The sequence below is a fragment of the Pseudomonas lyxosi genome (assembly GCF_047758685.1).
Lineage (GTDB): Bacteria > Pseudomonadota > Gammaproteobacteria > Pseudomonadales > Pseudomonadaceae > Aquipseudomonas > Aquipseudomonas lyxosi.
Genome location: NZ_CP180481.1, coordinates 6,188,545 through 6,206,936 on the forward strand (window position 1 = coordinate 6,188,545; position 18,392 = coordinate 6,206,936).

The following is an 18,392-nucleotide window of genomic DNA, read 5'->3' on the forward strand; positions in this document are numbered from 1 at the left end:
GCTTGCCAAGACTAGATCATTCCCGTGCGGAGATCGTTCCCACACTCTGCGTGGGAACGTTCGACTAAACAGAAATACCGTGCTTCTTGAGAAACTCGACAAACGCTTCTTCATCGAGAACCTTCAACCCAAGCTCATTGGCCTTCGCCAACTTCGAGCCGGCACCCGGCCCGGCGACCACACAATGAGTCTTGGCCGACACCGAGCCCGCCACCTTGGCACCGAGGCTTTCAAGTTTGTCCTTGGCGATGTCGCGGCTCATCAACTCCAGCGAACCGGTCAGCACCCAGGTCTGCCCGGCCAGCGGCAAGCCTTCAACGACTTTCTTCTCGCTCTGCCAGTGCATGCCGAAATCGCGCAGCTGTTTCTCGGCGGCTTCAGCAATTTGGCGATTTTGCGCAACTGCAAAGAACTCCCGAACCGAAGTGGCCTGTTTTTCCGGCAGCGCCTGACGCATATCCAGCCAGTCGGCGCTGAAAACCCCTTCAAGCGAACCAAACTTGTCCGCCAGTTTCTGCGCCCCACCCGGCCCCACCGAAGGAATGTGCAACTTGTCGAGGAAGCCACCCAACGTAGTGCTGGCAGCAAACTCGGCGCCAAGCTCACCCTGATCCTGAATCTGCATACCGTGCTTGAGCAGGTCTTTGATCACCTGCTGGTTATGCGCATCTTCAAAGAAGCTGTGAATCTCGTGAGCCACTTCCAGACCAACGTCCGGCAAATACGTGAGCACTTGCGGCAATGCCTGCTGAACCCGCTCCAGCGAGCCGAGAGAACGCGCCAGCACCTTGGCCGTCTCTTCGCCGACATCGGGAATCCCGAGGGCGTAGATGAAGCGTGCCAGGCTCGGCTGCTTGCTGTCTTCGATGGCGCTGAGCAAGTTCTTGCTCGACAGTTCGGCAAAGCCTTCCAGATCGACGATTTGCTCGAACGTCAGGGCGTAAAGATCGGCCGGCGAATTTACCAGACCTTCATCCACCAGTTGCTCGACGCTCTTCTCTCCCAGGCCTTCGATGTCCATGGCGCGACGGGAGACGAAGTGAATGATTGCCTGCTTGAGTTGCGCACCGCAGGCCAGACGACCAACGCAGCGGTAAACCGCACCTTCACTGACGGTCTCGCGACCTTTGCTGCGTTTGACCAGTTGCGTGCGCTCGACATGCGAGCCGCAGACCGGGCACTTCTCGGGAATCTGCACGGCTCGCGCGGTTTCCGGGCGACGCTCCATGACCACCTGCACCACCTGCGGAATTACATCGCCAGCGCGGCGGATGATCACGGTGTCGCCAATCATCAGGCCCAGACGCGCCACTTCGTCCATGTTGTGCAGCGTTGCGTTGGCTACGGTGACACCGGCCACCTTGACCGGTTTCAAGCGCGCCACGGGCGTCACCGCGCCGGTACGACCAACCTGGAATTCCACGTCGAGCAATTCAGTGAGTTCTTCCATCGCTGGGAATTTGTGCGCGATCGCCCAGCGCGGTTCACGAGCACGAAAGCCCAGCTCACGCTGAGAGGCAATGCTGTTGACCTTGAACACCACGCCGTCAATTTCGTAGGGCAGCGAATTTCGGCGCTCACCGATGTCGCGGTAATAGTCCAGGCATTCATCAATGCCCTGAGCCAGTTTCAACTCATGACTGATCGGCATACCCCAGGCTTTGAGTTGCTGCAGATTGCCAATGTGCGTATCAGCAATATCGGCCGAAATCTGACCGATGCCATAGCAGCAGAACTCCAGCGGACGGTTGGCCGTGATCTTCGAATCGAGCTGGCGCAAGCTGCCGGCCGCCGCGTTGCGCGGATTGGCGAAGGTCTTGCCGCCAACTTCCAGCTGCGTGGCGTTGAGGCGTTCGAATCCGGCCTTGGACATGAACACTTCGCCGCGTACTTCCAGGGTCGCCGGCCAACCAGTTCCGTGCAGCTTGAGCGGGATGTTGCGCACGGTACGCACGTTGACGCTGATGTCTTCGCCGGTGGTGCCGTCGCCGCGAGTCGCGCCGCGCACCAGCACGCCGTCCTGATACAGCAAGCTGACCGCCAGGCCATCGAGCTTGGGTTCGCAGCTGTATTCCACCGCCGCGCCGCCGCCAAACAAGTCGCCGACCGGCAGGTCGAGACCTTCAGTCACCCGACGATCGAACTCGCGCATGTCGGTTTCTTCGAAGGCGTTGCCGAGGCTGAGCATCGGCACTTCGTGACGCACCTGAGTGAACGCCGACAGCGCCGCACTGCCGACGCGCTGGGTTGGCGAGTCGCTGGTGATCAGTTCGGGATTGGCCGCTTCGAGGGCCTTGAGCTCATTGAACAACCGATCGTATTCGGCGTCCGGAATGCTCGGCTCGTCCAGCACGTGGTAGCGATAGTTGTGCTGATCCAGCTCAGCGCGCAGCTCTAGAATGCGGTTTTTGGCGGCGGTCATGGGTGTTCTCTCATAAAGCAAAAGAGCAGCCGAGGCTGCTCAATCTATTTTGCTGATCGTCCCGCGCGCGGCGCGGGAACAACCTTTTGAATCAACGCTTCTGGGTCAAGGCGCGACGTTCGAATTCAACGATGCGCTGACGGTAATGCTCAATCGTCTGGGCAGTCAGCACGCTGCGCTGGTCGTCTTTCAGTTCGCCGTTCAGCTCCTGAGACAGTTTGCGCGCCGCGGCCACCATCACGTCGAAGGCTTGCTTCGGATGACGTGGGCCTGGCAGACCGAGGAAGAAGCTCACTGCCGGCGTGCTGAAGTGGTCGATGTCGTCCAGATCGAAAACGCCCGGCTTGACTGCATTGGCCATCGAGAACAGGACTTCGCCGTTGCCAGCCATGCTTTCGTGGCGGTGGAAGATGTCCATCTCACCAAAACGCAGACCGCTTTCCAGAATGTTCTGCAACAGCGCCGGGCCTTTGAAGCCGGCAGCGTCGCGGCAGATCACGCTGATCACCAGCACTTCTTCGGCTTGTGGTTGTTCCTTGTCGCTGGCCGAACTCGAAGCCTTGGTGTCATCCGGGAAATCGTCGTCACGGCTGCTGAAGCTCGGGCCGCCGTCCAGGTCCAGACTGAGGTTCATGTCGCCTTGCGAAGGCTCGCCATGACCACGCTTGCCGCGCTTGGAACCCGACTCACGCTGCTCACGAGCAGGCATGCTCACCGACGGCAGATCGTGCTCGTCCAGTTGCGGTTCTTTATGCGTATCCAGCACGCGGGGCGGGCCCAACAGCTCGGCGCTGGTGTCCTCGTCCGGCAAATTGGACAAACTTCGGTCGAGACGGAATTTCAGTTTCCCCTTGCCGCCGCGCATGCGACGCCAGCCATCGAAAAGAATACCGGCAATGACAATAATGCCGATGACGATCAGCCACTCGCGCAGACCGATTTCCATGTAATCCCGTGCCTCTATAAAAAATGCTGAAAAATAAGAGGTTTACAACTCGTAAACCGCTTTAAAACGTGGCGCCAACTCTATGTTCTGACAGGCGTTTTGCCCACGTATACGAAAAATTGACATTAAACTAGCACGACCAAAGGCAACTTTACACCGTCTGTCACAACGGCTTGCGCGAATATGTCGATTGGCCAGCAAGTCAGGGTAGGTAAATAAGTCCTACAACTCAAAAATACCTCTCCTACAAGCGCCGACTCAGGCATCCACCATCGCCATCGCCTCCTCGACATCCACTGCCACCAGACGCGAACAACCCGGCTCGTGCATCGTCACCCCCATCAGTTGCTCGGCCATTTCCATGGCGATCTTGTTGTGGGTGATATAGATGAACTGCACCGTCTGCGACATTTCTTTGACCAGCCGTGCGTAGCGTCCAACGTTAGCGTCATCCAATGGCGCGTCAACTTCATCGAGCATGCAGAACGGCGCCGGATTCAACTTGAAGATGGCAAAAACCAGGGCCAAGGCAGTCAGGGCTTTTTCGCCACCGGAGAGCAAATGGATGGTGCTGTTCTTCTTTCCTGGCGGCTGCGCCATGATCGTTACCCCTGTATCGAGTAGATCTTCGCCCGTCAGTTCCAAATAGGCGCGTCCTCCACCGAAAACTTTTGGGAAAAGGGCCTGTAAACCGCCATTGATCTGATCAAAGGTATCTTTGAAGCGGTTTCGGGTTTCCTTGTCGATCTTGCGAATCACGTTTTCGAGCGTATCCAGCGCCTCGACCAAATCGTCGTTCTGCGCATCCAGATAACGTTTACGCTCGGATTGTTGCTGGTATTCGTCGATGGCCGCCAGGTTGATCGCACCGAGGCGCTGAATCCGCGCGGCAATGCGTTCGAGTTCTTCTTCGGCGTCTTTCTCGTTGGCCTCGGCCACCAGCGTGGCGAGTACGCCGTGGAGATCGTAGCCGTCTTCCAGCAACTGATCTTCGAGCGCCTTGCGGCGCACGGTCAGGGCTTGCCATTCCATCCGCTGCGTTTCCATCTGGCCGCGAATCAACTGGGATTGCTGTTCGGCCTGACTGCGACGTTTTTCCGCGTCGCGCAATTCACGGTCAGCGTCTTCCAGAGCGATCTGCGCAGTCTTGAGTTCTTCGTCAACGGTCATGCGCTTGTCGAGCAACTCTTCGAGTTTGAGGCGCAACTCTTCCAGCGGCGCCTCGCCCTCCTCCAGGTTGAGGCTGAGCTGTTCGCGCTTCTCGGTCAGGCGCTCGGACTGCATTTCCAGACGTTCCAGCGCCTGACGAGTGGAATCGTGCTGGGCCTTGAGCGAACCCAGACGCACCGCCAGCTGATGCGCGTGATCCTTGTGTTGCCGGGCTTCCTGCCGCACCCGATCAAGTCGCTCGCGCAAGCTGTCGCGCTGGGCCAGCAGCAACTCACGTTGCTCGGTGTCCAGCGCCATGCTGTCGAGGGCTTCCTGCAATTGCAGACGCGCCTCGCCGATATTTTCATGTTCCAGAGCGCGTTGCTCAGCCAGCTCGGTGAGTTCTTCATCCAGGCGAGTACGGCGCAAGGTCAGTTGTTCGGCCTTGGCTTTGCCGGCGGACAACTGGGCTTTCAACTCACCTTGCTGACGCGCTTCGTCTTGCAGCAGACGGCGCAAATGTTCGCGACCGTTTTCCTGTTGACGCTGTTGCGCCCGCAGGTTTTGTAATTGGGTTTCCAGGGTTTCGACCGTGGCTTCGCGCTCTTCGCGTTCAAGGCCCAGACGCTGGATTTCCTGGCCACGAGCCAGCACACCGCTTTCCGCTTCGCTGGCCCGGCGTACGCGCAAGAAGTGCCGACCAACCCAGTAACCGTCGCGGCTGATCAGACTTTCGCCGGCCGCCAATTGACCGCGCAGGGCCAACGCCTGTTCGAGGCTGTCGACCGGTTTAACCTGCCCCAACCATGGCGCCAGATCGATCCGCGCTTCGACCTTGTCGAGCAAGCTTCCGGGCACGCGCACGCCATCAGTGGCCGGGCTGAGCAAACGCAAATCGCCCTGGGCAAAACCGGCCAGATCGAAATCGCCGAAATCATCCACCAGCACCGCTTGCAGGTCGGCGCCGAGCACGGTTTCCACCGCCAGCTCCCAACCGGCTTCGACTTTAAGACCTTCGGCCAGACGCGGACGGTCCGCCAAATGTTGTTCGCGCAGCCATTCGGCAGTGCCGGTGCCCGGATCGAGTGCGGCTTGCTGCAAAGCTTCAAGGGAGGCGAGGCGACCGTTCAGACGCTGCAAATCGCCCTGGGCCTGCTGCTGATTTTGCAGTGCTAATTGCAATTCCTGACGCAGTTGCTCGAGGCGTTCGACCTGGGCTTCTTCACTGGCCTGCAAATCTTCGAGGGTCGCTTCACTCGCGGCCAATTGCTCGCTGAGTTCCATGATCGCCGCGTCTTCCGGGTCTGCCGAGAGCAACGCGCGCTCTTCGTTAAGACGCTTCTGACGATCGGCCAGGCGCTCCATGCTGGTTTCCAGCTGCTGGATCCGCGACTGCTGAACTTCGGATTGGCGACGCGGTTCGGCGGCCGTCAGGTTGAAGGTGTCCCACTGCTCTTGCCAGGCATGCATGGTGGTTTCGGATTCTTCCAGCGCGGCGGCAGCTTCTTCGGCGGCGGCGCTGGTGACTTCCTGTTCAGGGGTGAGCATGTCCAGCTCTTCGCCCAGGGTCAGGAGCAAGGTGCGGTCATGACCCAGGTGAGACTCGGTTTCCAGACGCGCGCGCTCGGCCTCTTTCAGGTCGTCCTGCAATTGGCGCAAACGCTGTTGACCGTGCTGGATGCTCTGCTCGACCCGGGCAATGTCGCCGCCGACCGAATAGAAGCGCCCCTGCACCAGATTGAAGCGCTCGGACAGGTCGTGGTGCCCGTCCCGCAAGCGTTCGATAGCCGCATCAGCATTGCGCTGCTCGGCCACCAGCGCTTCGAAGGTGACTTCCTGATTGCCGATGATCGCTTCGCGCTGACCGACCTGTTCATTCAACGCCTGCCAGCGCAGGGCCGACAGTTGGGCCTTGAGCTGACGCTCCTCGCCCTTGTATTCCTGATACTTCTTGGCGGCCTCGGCCTGGCGGTACAAGCGTTCAAGTTGACGCTCGAGCTCTTCGCGCAGGTCGGTCAGACGGGCCAGGTTTTCGTGGGTGCGGCGGATGCGGTTTTCGGTCTCGCGTCGACGTTCCTTGTACTTGGAAATACCGGCGGCTTCTTCGATGAAATTGCGCAGGTCTTCGGGCTTGGACTCGATCAGCTTGGAGATCATCCCCTGCTCGATAATCGAGTAGCTGCGCGGGCCCAGGCCTGTACCCAGAAAGATGTCGGTGATATCGCGGCGGCGGCATTTGGTGCCGTTGAGGTAGTAAGTGGTCTGGCTGTCGCGGGTCACTTTGCGGCGAATGGAAATTTCCGCATAGGCCGCGTATTCGCCGAGCAGGGTGCCGTCGGAGTTATCGAACACCAGCTCGATGCTGGCCTGGCTCACCGGTTTACGGCTGGTCGAGCCGTTGAAGATGACGTCGGTCATCGACTCGCCGCGCAGGTTCTTGGCCGAACTCTCGCCCATCACCCAGCGAACGGCGTCGATGATGTTCGACTTGCCGCAACCATTGGGCCCGACCACCGCCGCCATGTTACTGGGGAAGTTCACCGTGGTCGGGTCGACGAAGGATTTGAACCCCGCCAGCTTGATGCACTTTAGCCGCACGCTTAAGCGTCCGTCAGGGCAGAAACCACCAGATCACTGCTGCGCTGGGCATACGCCGTCAGCACGATGCGGATCTGCGGAAAATCACGGGCCAGCACGGCGGCGAGCAAGCGTTCGAACAGTTCGAGGAACTCGCTCATCGAGGCCTTGCGCTGTTCCAGGGCGAGGAAATACGCGCGGCTCATGGCCGGCTGCAGATTCTCGACGGTTTCCTGCAAGTACGGGTTGTTGGCGAACGGATACGCGGCGCGCATCACACTGAAGCTGTCGTCGACAAAGGTGCGAATGTCCTGGCGCTCGTAGCTGGCGGTCAGACGCTGCTGGATTTGCACGAACGGCGCCATGTCGGCCTGGACTTTCCAGCCGCTGGCCACTGCATTGCCCAGCAGGATGTAAAGCTCGCTCATCAGCGTGCACAGGCTCTGGACCTTGTGGACCGTGAGCTCGGTCACGTGGGCGCCGCGTCGCGGCAGGATCGCGATCAGGTGGCGACGCTCGAGGATCAGCAAGGCTTCACGAACCGAACCGCGGCTGACATTGAGGGCCAGCGTGACCTTCTGTTCCTGGATGCGCTCCCCGGGCTTCATTTCGCCACGAATGATGCGTTCGGCGAGGTGGTGAGCAATTTGCTCGGCGAGGCTGTCCGGCGCCTTGAACGTCATGGTTGTCCCTTCAAACTCTTCGATCTGCACAAGCGGCGCAGTGTACCGCACATAAAGGGTCATGGCGGAGTGCCCACTCAGCGGTTTTTGGCACGATTCAAGCAAAAAGCAGGCTATCCCATGAGGGTCAATAATGAAGGAACGAGTCGTTGATCGACAAAATGCTATTTCCTGACCTTTAAGTCAGAAAATCATTGACCGCGAAGTCAGACCTGATAAATTCGGTTCAAGTCGGTTAACAACAATAATGAGTCTGCGAGGCCTTCCGTGATCCAGTTTTTACTTAACCAGGAACTCCGTAGCGAGCACGCCCTGGACCCAAACCTGACCGTGCTCAATTATCTGCGCGACCATGTGGGCAAACCCGGCACCAAAGAAGGCTGCGCCAGCGGTGACTGCGGCGCCTGCACCGTGGTGGTCGGCGAGCTGCAAACGGATGACGATGGCCGCGAACACATTCGCTATCGCAGCCTCAACTCGTGCCTGACGTTCGTTTCGTCATTGCACGGCAAACAACTGATCAGCGTCGAAGACCTCAAGCACCAAGGCGAGCTGCACAGCGTGCAGAAAGCCATGGTCGAGTGCCACGGTTCGCAATGCGGCTTCTGCACACCCGGCTTCGTGATGTCGCTGTTTGCGCTGCAAAAGAACAGCGATCAACCGAATGCTCATAAAGCCCACGAAGCGCTGGCCGGCAATCTCTGCCGCTGCACCGGCTATCGGCCGATTCTGGCTGCCGCCGAACAATCCTGCTGCGGCAAGCAAACGGACCAGTTCGATGCGCGTGAAGCCGACACCATCGCTTGCCTTAAAGCCATCGCCCCTACCGACATCGGCGAACTCAACAGTGGCGACAAGCGCTGCCTGGTGCCGCTGACCGTCGCCGATCTGGCTGATCTCTATGACGCTTATCCCCAGGCTCGCCTGCTGGCCGGCGGCACGGATCTGGCGCTCGAAGTCACGCAGTTCCACCGCACCCTGCCGGTGATGATTTACGTCGGCAACGTCGCCGAGATGAAGCGCATCGAGCGCTTCGACGATCGCCTGGAAATCGGCGCCGCCACCGCCCTGTCCGATTGCTATGAGGCCTTGAAAGCCGAGTACCCGGACTTCGGCGAATTGCTGCAGCGTTTCGCCTCGTTGCAGATCCGCAACCAGGGCACCCTCGGCGGCAACATCGGCAACGCCTCGCCGATCGGTGACTCCCCGCCCCTGCTGATTGCACTCGGCGCGCAGATTGTCCTGCGCAAAGGCGAAGTCCGCCGCACGATGGCGCTGGAGGATTACTTCATCGATTACCGGGTCACCGCGCGTCAGGAAAGCGAGTTCATCGAAAAGATCATCGTGCCGCGTGCCAGCGCCGAACAACTGTTCCGCGCCTACAAAGTCTCCAAGCGTCTGGACGATGACATTTCCGCCGTCTGTGCCGCGTTCAACCTGCGCATCGACAACGGCGTGATCGCCGACGCCCGCGTCGCCTTCGGCGGCATGGCCGCAATCCCGAAACGCGCAAAAAACTGTGAAGCCGTTCTGCTCGGCGCCATCTGGAACAACGACACCGTCGAACGCGCCTGCGCTGCATTGGCCGAAGATTTCACGCCACTCTCGGACTTCCGCGCCAGCAAGGAATACCGCCTGCTTAGCGCACAGAACCTGCTGCGTAAATACTTCATCGAACTGCAAACACCGCACATCGAGACTCGGGTGACCGCTTATGTCTAATCATCACGCAGTAGAGAAGACCCAAGCCGAACTGGCTGAACTGTTCGCCAAGGACCTGACCACCGGTGTCGGCCGCAGCGTCAAGCACGACAGCGCCACCAAGCACGTGTCCGGTGAAGCGCAGTACATCGACGACCGGCTGGAATTTCCGAACCAGTTGCATGTTTACGCACGCCTGTCGGACCGCGCCCGCGCGAAAATCATCAGCATCGACACCCAGCCTTGTTACGCCTTCGACGGCGTGCGCATCGCTATCACCCACAAAGACGTGCCGGGCCTGAAAGACATCGGCCCATTGCTGCCGGGTGACCCGCTGCTGGCCATTGATGACGTGCAATTCGTCGGTCAAGTGGTGCTCGCCGTTGCAGCAAAAGACTTGGAAACCGCGCGTAAAGCCGCGATGGCCGCGATCATCGAATACGAAGATCTGGAGCCGGTGCTGGACGTTGTCGAAGCGCTGCGCAAACGCCACTTTGTGCTCGACAGCCACACCCATCAGCGCGGTGATTCGGCCGGTGCCTTGGCAACCGCCGAGCATCGTATCCAGGGCACGCTGCACATCGGCGGTCAGGAACATTTCTACCTTGAAACCCAGATCTCTTCGGTGATGCCGACTGAAGACGGCGGGATGATCGTCTACTGCTCGACGCAGAACCCCACCGAAGTCCAGAAGCTCGTTGCCGAAGTGCTCGATGTGTCGATGAACAAAATCGTCGTCGACATGCGCCGCATGGGCGGTGGTTTCGGCGGCAAGGAAACCCAGGCCGCGAGCCCGGCGTGCCTGTGCGCAGTGATCGCGCACCTCACCGGCCAGCCGACCAAAATGCGCCTGCCACGGGTCGAAGACATGCTGATGACCGGCAAGCGTCACCCGTTCTACGTCGAATACGACGTGGGCTTCGACAGCACCGGTCGCCTGCACGGTATTGCCCTGGAGCTGGCCGGTAACTGCGGTTGCTCGCCGGACCTCTCGGCGTCGATTGTTGACCGCGCGATGTTCCACGCCGACAACTCGTACTACCTGGGTGACGCGACCATCAATGGTCATCGATGCAAAACCAACACCGCGTCGAACACCGCTTACCGTGGTTTCGGTGGCCCGCAAGGCATGGTCGCTATCGAAGAAGTGATGGACGCGATTGCCCGGCACCTGGCCCTCGATCCGCTGGCGGTGCGCAAGGCCAACTACTACGGCAAGACCGAGCGCAACGTCACCCATTACTACCAGACCGTCGAGCACAATATGCTCGAGGAAATGACCGCCGAACTCGAAGAAAGCAGCCAGTACGCCGAGCGCCGCGAAGCGATTCGGCGCTACAACGCCAACAGCCCGATCCTGAAAAAAGGCCTGGCGCTGACCCCGGTGAAATTCGGTATTTCCTTCACCGCCAGTTTCCTCAACCAGGCCGGTGCGCTGATCCACGTCTACACCGATGGCAGCATCCACCTGAACCATGGCGGCACCGAAATGGGCCAGGGCCTGAACACCAAAGTCGCGCAGGTCGTGGCCGAAGTGTTCCAGGTGGAAATGGACCGCGTGCAGATCACCGCAACCAACACCGACAAGGTGCCGAACACCTCGCCGACTGCCGCTTCCAGTGGCGCCGACCTGAACGGTAAAGCCGCGCAAAACGCAGCTGAGATCATCAAGAAACGCCTGGTTGAATTTGCCGCGCGGCAGTACAAAGTCAGCGAAGAAGACGTGGAATTCCACAACGGACACGTGCGGGTTCGCGATCATATCCTGACGTTCGAAGCGCTGATCCAGCAGGCGTATTTCGCGCAGGTGTCGCTGTCGAGCACCGGGTTCTACAAGACCCCGAAAATCTTCTACGACCGTAGCCAGGCGCGGGGCCGGCCGTTCTATTACTACGCCTTCGGCGCAGCGTGCTGCGAGGTGATCATCGACACCCTGACCGGCGAATACAAAATGCTGCGCACCGACATCCTCCACGACGTCGGCGACTCACTGAACCCGGCGATCGACATCGGCCAGGTCGAGGGCGGTTTCATCCAGGGCATGGGGTGGCTGACCATGGAAGAACTGGTGTGGAACAACAAGGGCAAACTGATGACCAACGGCCCGGCCAGTTACAAGATTCCGGCGGTGGCAGACATGCCGCTGGACCTGCGCGTGAAGCTGGTGGAAAACCGCAAGAACCCGGAAGACACGGTGTTCCATTCCAAGGCGGTGGGCGAGCCGCCTTTCATGCTCGGCATCGCGTCGTGGTGTGCGATCAAGGATGCCGTGGCGAGCCTTGGCGACTACAAGCATCAACCGAAAATCGACGCACCGGCGACCCCGGAGCGGGTGTTGTGGGGCTGTGAGCAGATGCGGCAGTTGAAGGCGGCGAAGGCTGTCGAAGCTGAGCCTGAGTTGGCTTCGCTCTAGACCGAGGCGCGGTCTTCGCGAGCAGGCTCGCTCCCACAGGGGAATGCATTACAAAGTGGGTAGCGAGCCTGCTCGCGAAGAGGCCCGAACAGACAACAAAGATGTCGAGGTGAAACATGTACAACTGGATCGACGCCCTCGCCGACCTGCAATCCCAGGGTGAACCCTGCGTGTTGGTGACCATCATCGAAGAGCTCGGCTCGACCCCGCGAAATGCCGGTTCGAAGATGGTCATCAGCGCCAACCAGACCTTCGACACCATCGGTGGCGGGCATCTGGAATACAAGGCCATGCAGATCGGCCGCGAGATGCTGGCCAGCGGCAAACAGGACACCCATCTGGAACGCTTCAGCCTCGGCGCCAGCCTCGGCCAGTGCTGCGGCGGCGTGACCGTATTACTGTTCGAACCGATGGGTCAGGTCCAGGCGCAGATCGCCGTATTCGGTGCCGGCCACGTCGGCCGGGCGCTGGTGCCGCTGCTCGCCAGCCTGCCCTGCCGGGTGCGCTGGATCGATTCGCGGGAAGCCGAATTCCCCGAACAAATCCCCCACGGCGTACGCAAAATCGTCGCCGAAGAACCGGTGGACGAAATCGATGATCTGCCCGCCGGCAGCTACTGCATCGTCATGACCCACAACCACCAGCTCGACCTCGAACTCACCGCCGCGATCCTCAAGCGCAACGACTTCACCTACTTCGGCCTGATCGGTTCGAAGACCAAACGGGTGAAGTTCGAACATCGCCTGCGTGATCGCGGTTTCGACAGCGACGTGCTGCAACGCATGCGCTGCCCGATGGGCATCGGCGAAGTCAAAGGCAAGTTGCCTGTGGAAATCGCCATCTCCATCGCCGGCGAAATCATTGCCACCTATAACGCCAATTTCGGCCAGCACACCGCCAGCGCCGGATCATCGATTGCCAAACTGCTGCCTGCTTCACGCCGCAGCCAAGCTTCGAATTAAAAAGCCTCGAACTGAAAAGCTCCGAACTAATTGAGAACCCCCATGCCTCTGACTCGCAAAGCCTACCGCGCCGCCATTCTGCACAGCATCGCCGATCCTGCCGAAGTCGGTATCGAAGCCTCTTATGAGTATTTCGAAGATGGCCTGCTGGTGGTCGATAACGGCCAGATCAGCGCCCTCGGCCACGCCAGCGACTTGCTGCCGACCCTGCCGGCCGATATCGAGATCACCCATTATCAGGACGCGCTGATCACCCCGGGCTTCATCGACACCCACATTCACTTGCCGCAAACCGGCATGGTCGGCGCCTACGGCGAGCAGCTGCTGGACTGGCTCAACACTTACACCTTCCCGTGCGAAAGCCAGTTCGCCGACAAGGCTCACGCTGACGAAGTCGCGGGCATTTTCATCAAGGAACTGCTGCGCAACGGCACCACCACCGCGCTGGTGTTCGGCAGCGTGCACCCGCAATCGGTGAACTCGTTCTTCGAAGCCGCCGAACAGCTGGACCTGCGGATGATCGCCGGCAAGGTGATGATGGACCGCAACGCACCGGACTACCTGACTGACACCGCCGAATCCAGCTATGTCGAAAGCAAGGCGCTGATCGAACGCTGGCACGGCAAGGGTCGCCTGCACTACGCGGTCACCCCGCGCTTCGCCCCGACCAGCACCCCTGAACAACTGACCCTCGCCGGCCAATTGCTCAGCGAATTCCCAGACCTGTACATGCAGACTCACATCAGCGAAAACCTCAAGGAAGTCGAGTGGGTCAAGGCGCTGTTCCCGGAGCGCAAGGGTTACCTGGACGTCTACGACCACTACAAACTGCTCGGCGAGCGCTCGGTATTCGCCCACGGCGTGCACCTGTGCGATGACGAATGCGCGCGGCTGGCGGAAACCGGCTCGGCGATCGCCTTCTGTCCGACGTCGAACTTCTTCCTCGGCAGCGGTTTGTTCAACCTGCCGATGGCTGAGAAGCACAAGTTGAATGTCGGCCTCGGTACGGACGTCGGTGGCGGCACCAGTTTCTCGCTGCTGCAAACGTTGAACGAAGCGTACAAGGTCATGCAGATGCAAGGTGCGCGACTGAGCCCGTTCAAATCGCTGTACCTGGCGACCCTCGGTGGTGCGCGTGCGCTGCGACTGGAAGACAAGATCGGCACCCTGCAACCGGGCACTGATGCGGACTTCCTGGTGCTGGACTACAACGCCACGCCGCTGCTCAGCTACCGCTTGAAGCAGGCCAATAACATTGCCGAGACGTTGTTTGTATTGATGACGCTGGGGGATGACCGGACGGTGTTGCAGACGTATGCGGCGGGGAATCAGGTGCATCAGCGCTAAGATCTCTCCACGCTGATCGTTCCCATGCTCCGCGTCACTAGTGTCCGGTAAAACCTTTTCAAAGCTGAAGGCTGCCTTGGGCAGCCTTCAGCTTTGTTCGCTTTTGCCTTCGCTGTTCAAGGTGTTCAATGCTTAATGGGCGTTCGAACAAGCTGTGGGTTAGCCGAATGGCAAAGTCTGAAATAGATCCCGAGCAACCTGAACGGCGCTGATAAAGATGCAGCAAAAGATAGGTAATCAAGGCGCTGTAGATCTGCAAACGAACGGCATTTTCAGAGAAGCCGAAATACCGTTTGAGCTTGAGGTTTTGCTTGATCCACTTAAAAAACAGTTCGATCTGCCAACGTTGTTTGTACAGATCGGCGATCTCCTCCGCTGAGCGAGAGAAGTCGTTGGTGACCAGAATCAATGGCGTTTCGTGGTCCTCTCGGCGGATCTGAACCCGACGCACAGCCTGATTTTGGTAGAGATTCGGACGTCGAGTGTTCAGGTATTTCTTCCCGAACAATACCGATTCGTCCGCCTCAATGAATTCGGGTGCATCCTTTTCCCTCAAATTTTCTACCGGCTTTAGATTGGCGTTTTTCTTCAGTCGGGTGACGAAGAAAGAACCCATCTGATCAATCTGGTGCCACCAGTTGTAGTCGCAGTAACCCTTGTCGAAAACGTACGTCATACCTGCTTCAAGCGGCATGGTCAGGGCATCGCTCAGATCGTTGACGTTGGCGGCGGTGATGTTTACGTAAGTCGGGGCTGTTTGCTGTGGATCGATGGCCACATGTACCTTCAAGCCTTGGGTTATGCGGGTTTTCGTCGCGGTGGTCCATTCGTCAAAACCGGGTCCGCGCAGGCTGATCGAGGTCGAATCGATCAGGGTGATCATGGCTTCGAGCGACTTGCGCTGCTTGCGGCCAATGCCTTGAAGCAAGTGCTCACAGGCCAGCCGAAACGGCTCTGAGCTGCGCTTGTTCAACGCATCACAAAGGGTCGAACGCACCATGTTCTTGGCGTTGAGGTGGTGGCGATGGGGTTGCAGCGACTGCGAGGCTGTCGCCAACGTACGCAAGCTTTTGGCTTGCGTCAGCTGACCGTAAATCAGCGTGACGAGCAGATCCCAGGACGTGAATTGTTTGGCGTAACGATCAGCGCCACAGCGTTTGACGGCGGCTTTGAAGAGCTGATGAGGAAGGGCTTGAAGCATTTGCGCAAATCGAGTGCTGCTGAACATGGGCGAAAATCAAGTCTGAAAACCTGATTATTGCTTACGAAGCAGGCACAGCAAGGGGGAGCAAGCTCCCCCTTCGGTTTTTACCGGACACTAGTGATGCTCCGCGTGGGAACGATCTGACACTCAAAAAAAATCCCCCGCAGCCTCACACTGCGGGGGATTTTTTATCATCGGTACTTCAGAGCTTCGCGACCGGCCGCCCTGGCTTCTTGGTCTGCAACAAATGCGAGAACACCGCATGCAAATCATCCGACGCGCTTTCCTCGTCGAGGTTGAGTTTGCTATCGATGTGATCCATGTGATGCATCATCAGGTCCACCGCCAGCTCAGCGTTGCGCGCTTCGATGGCGTCGATCAGCTGGGTGTGCTCGTCGTAGGAACAGTGGGAGCGATTGCCGCTTTCGTACTGGGCAATGATCAACGAAGTCTGTGACACAAGGCTGCGCTGGAAGCTGATCAGCGGCGCATTTTTCGCCGCTTCTGCCAGCTTCAAGTGGAACTCGCCCGACAGACGAATACCGGCGCCGCGATCGCCACGGGAGAAGCTGTCGCGCTCGTCGCTGACCATCTGGCGCAACTCGGCAATCTGTTCGGCTGTGGCGTGCTGTACCGCCAATTCAGTGATCGCACGCTCCACCAGACGCCGGGCCATGAACACCTGGCGAGCTTCTTCGACACTCGGGCTGGCCACGACAGCGCCACGGTTCGGACGCAGCAGCACGACGCCTTCATGGGCCAGGCGCGACAGCGCGCGGCGAATGATGGTGCGACTGACCCCGAAAATTTCCCCCAGCGCTTCTTCGCTCAACTTGGTACCGGGCGCCAGACGCTGTTCGAGGATGGCCTCGAAGATATGCGCGTAGACAATATCGTCCTGGGTACCGCTGCGGCCGGCTTTACCTGCTCGCGGTTGTTTCTTTAGGGGTTGCAACTGTTCGTTCATGGGCACTCGAGTCGGGAGAACTGCGGCGAATTGACCGTGACTGTAATACGGCACAGTGGGTCGCTGGCAAGTATCGCGTAAAAAACACTGCGATTGTACACAATGGAGGGTGGCAACACGACTGTACGGCTGTTTGTCACTTCCGCTGTATTGCAACGACTGGTTACTTTTGAGTTTAGGCTTGAACGCAGAATCCGCAGCCTGAACAAGGAACACCGTTGTCATGACTGACGCCACGCACACACAGCTCCGCCCTTTGGCCGATACGTCGCCTTCTGCGATCGTCGCCGGCTTCATCGCGATGATGACCGGCTACACCAGCTCCCTGGTGCTGATGTTCCAGGCCGGGCAAGCGGCAGGTCTGACCAGCGGGCAGATTTCCTCGTGGATCTGGGCGATCTCGATTGGCATGGCGGTGTGCTCGATTGGCCTGTCTCTGCGTTACCGCACGCCGATCACCATCGCCTGGTCGACCCCCGGCGCGGCGTTGCTGATCACCAGTCTGGGCGGCGTGACCTACGGCGAAGCCATTGGCGCCTACATTACCTGTGCGGTGCTGGTGACGATTTGTGGTTTGACCGGCAGCTTCGAGCGGCTAGTGAAAAAGATTCCGGCTTCATTGGCAGCGGCGCTGTTGGCGGGGATTCTGTTCAAGATCGGCAGCGAAATCTTCGTCGCCGCGCAGCATCGCACCGCGCTGGTATTGGGCATGTTCTTCACTTATCTGGTGATCAAACGCCTGTCGCCGCGTTATGCCGTGCTGGCCGCGCTGTTGATCGGCACGGCGCTTTCCGGGTTCATGGGCCTGCTGGACTTCAGCGGCTTCCATCTGGAAGTGGCGACGCCGGTCTGGACCACGCCGCACTTCTCCCTGGCCGCGACCATCAGCATCGGCATTCCGCTGTTCGTCGTGGCGATGACCTCGCAAAACATGCCCGGAATTGCCGTGTTGCGCGCCGACGGTTACACCGTGCCGGCCTCGCCGCTGATCACCACCACCGGCATCGCCTCGTTGCTGCTGGCGCCGTTCGGTTCCCACGGGATCAACCTGGCAGCCATCAGCGCGGCGATTTGCACCGGGCCGCATGCCCATGAGGATCGCAACAAGCGCTACACGGCGGCCGTCTGGTGCGGGATTTTCTACGGGATCGCCGGGGTGTTCGGCGCGACACTGGCGGCACTGTTTGCCGCGCTACCGAAAGAGTTGGTGCTGTCGATTGCGGCACTGGCGCTGTTCGGCTCGATCATCAATGGCTTGAGCATCGCCATGAATGAAGTGAAGGAACGTGAAGCGGCGCTGATTACCTTTATGGTCACGGCGTCGGGGCTGACGCTGTTTTCCATCGGTTCGGCGTTCTGGGGGATTGTGGCGGGGGTGTTGACGCTGGTGATTCTGAACTGGCGTAAAAGCTAAAAGCTCGCAGCCTCGTTTCACTCGACAGCTGCTACAGGGCAATGCAATCCATGTAGCAGCTGTCGAGTGAAACGAGGCTGCGAGCCTTTGATCGTCACAAAAAAAAACGGCGACCCTTGGGTCGCCGTTTTTTACAACATCAAGCTACCGGATTGATCGGCTTTTCCGGGTACCAGACGTCGATCAGCGGGCTGACAGTCGCTTCAGTCAGTTCGCTGCGGCCTTTGAGCCAGGCTTCAACAGCGGCACGCTGCTCTTCGGACACCGAGCCACGCTTCTGCAGGCAAACCAGACCGAAGTCGTCGCCGCCAACATAGCCCAGACCGTTGGCTTCCATGGCTTCTTTCAGGAACGCGTCGAGGAAAGCATCAATGGCTTCATCGGCCAAATCTTCTTTGAAATCCAGGTTCAGTTCGAAACCCAGCTCTTGAAATTCATCGACGCACAGTTTTTTGCGCAGACGCTGGGAACGGTTAGTCGCCATTGGAACAATCCTCATAAGTAATAACGGGCGGCACTTTAGCAGTTTAAGGCGCCGATTGCCCGTCTCTCTGGGCTGCAAGCCCTACCGTCGGTAAAAAATAGCCAATTAGAAGGCCAGGGCACG

General features: G+C 59.2%; 12 protein-coding genes. 5 read left to right on the forward strand and 7 right to left on the reverse strand.

The window, feature by feature from the left end:
* Window positions 1–64 precede the first annotated feature (64 nt).
* From ligA to ACMXYI_RS28445, 4 genes are all read right to left on the reverse strand, one after another.
* Window positions 65–2,422, reverse strand: coding sequence for an NAD-dependent DNA ligase LigA (ligA, locus tag ACMXYI_RS28430; protein WP_415770324.1), 2,358 nt, complete (start codon window positions 2,420–2,422; stop codon window positions 65–67).
* Window positions 2,423–2,513: 91 nt separating this feature from the next.
* Window positions 2,514–3,368 (reverse strand): cell division protein ZipA, encoded by an 855-nt coding sequence (gene zipA / locus ACMXYI_RS28435; RefSeq protein WP_415770326.1) that lies wholly within the window; start codon window positions 3,366–3,368, stop codon window positions 2,514–2,516.
* Between the two features lie 258 nt (window positions 3,369–3,626).
* Entirely contained in the window at window positions 3,627–7,115 is a 3,489-nt protein-coding gene (gene smc / locus ACMXYI_RS28440) for a chromosome segregation protein SMC (RefSeq protein WP_415770328.1), read from the reverse strand.
* A 2-nt stretch (window positions 7,116–7,117) separates the two neighbouring features.
* Window positions 7,118–7,777 (reverse strand): GntR family transcriptional regulator, encoded by a 660-nt coding sequence (locus ACMXYI_RS28445; protein ID WP_046053172.1) that lies wholly within the window; start codon window positions 7,775–7,777, stop codon window positions 7,118–7,120.
* A gap of 267 nt (window positions 7,778–8,044) precedes the next feature.
* Here ACMXYI_RS28445 and xdhA point away from each other — a divergent pair, with 267 nt between their 5' ends.
* The 4 genes from xdhA (at window position 8,045) to guaD (ending at window position 14,200) form a co-directional block, all read left to right on the forward strand.
* Window positions 8,045–9,499 carry a xanthine dehydrogenase small subunit gene (gene xdhA / locus ACMXYI_RS28450; RefSeq protein ID WP_415770330.1) on the forward strand — a complete coding sequence of 485 codons (1,455 nt, stop codon included), beginning with the start codon at window positions 8,045–8,047 and terminating at the stop codon, window positions 9,497–9,499.
* Window positions 9,492–11,891 carry a xanthine dehydrogenase molybdopterin binding subunit gene (gene xdhB, locus ACMXYI_RS28455; RefSeq protein WP_415770332.1) on the forward strand — a complete coding sequence of 800 codons (2,400 nt, stop codon included), beginning with the start codon at window positions 9,492–9,494 and terminating at the stop codon, window positions 11,889–11,891. The genes xdhA and xdhB overlap by 8 nt, the downstream gene beginning before the upstream one ends.
* A gap of 116 nt (window positions 11,892–12,007) precedes the next feature.
* Entirely contained in the window at window positions 12,008–12,853 is an 846-nt protein-coding gene (xdhC, locus tag ACMXYI_RS28460) for a xanthine dehydrogenase accessory protein XdhC (RefSeq protein ID WP_415770334.1), read from the forward strand.
* Window positions 12,854–12,895: 42 nt separating this feature from the next.
* Window positions 12,896–14,200 (forward strand): guanine deaminase, encoded by a 1,305-nt coding sequence (gene guaD, locus ACMXYI_RS28465; protein ID WP_415770336.1) that lies wholly within the window; start codon window positions 12,896–12,898, stop codon window positions 14,198–14,200.
* Between the two features lie 58 nt (window positions 14,201–14,258).
* Here the strand turns inward: guaD and ACMXYI_RS28470 are convergent, their stop codons facing one another.
* Complete coding sequence (locus ACMXYI_RS28470) at window positions 14,259–15,428, reverse strand: IS4 family transposase (RefSeq protein ID WP_415768078.1); 1,170 nt, start codon at window positions 15,426–15,428, stop codon at window positions 14,259–14,261.
* Between the two features lie 178 nt (window positions 15,429–15,606).
* The gene (locus ACMXYI_RS28475) at window positions 15,607–16,371 is read right to left on the reverse strand and encodes a GntR family transcriptional regulator (protein ID WP_415770337.1); all 765 of its coding nucleotides are present in this window, start codon (window positions 16,369–16,371) and stop codon (window positions 15,607–15,609) included.
* Between the two features lie 223 nt (window positions 16,372–16,594).
* Here ACMXYI_RS28475 and ACMXYI_RS28480 point away from each other — a divergent pair, with 223 nt between their 5' ends.
* The gene (locus tag ACMXYI_RS28480) at window positions 16,595–17,785 is read left to right on the forward strand and encodes a benzoate/H(+) symporter BenE family transporter (protein WP_415770339.1); all 1,191 of its coding nucleotides are present in this window, start codon (window positions 16,595–16,597) and stop codon (window positions 17,783–17,785) included.
* Between the two features lie 139 nt (window positions 17,786–17,924).
* On the opposite strand, the gene ACMXYI_RS28485 is transcribed toward ACMXYI_RS28480, so the two are convergent.
* Window positions 17,925–18,269 carry a YggL family protein gene (locus ACMXYI_RS28485; RefSeq protein WP_007896965.1) on the reverse strand — a complete coding sequence of 115 codons (345 nt, stop codon included), beginning with the start codon at window positions 18,267–18,269 and terminating at the stop codon, window positions 17,925–17,927.
* Window positions 18,270–18,392: the final 123 nt, after the last annotated feature.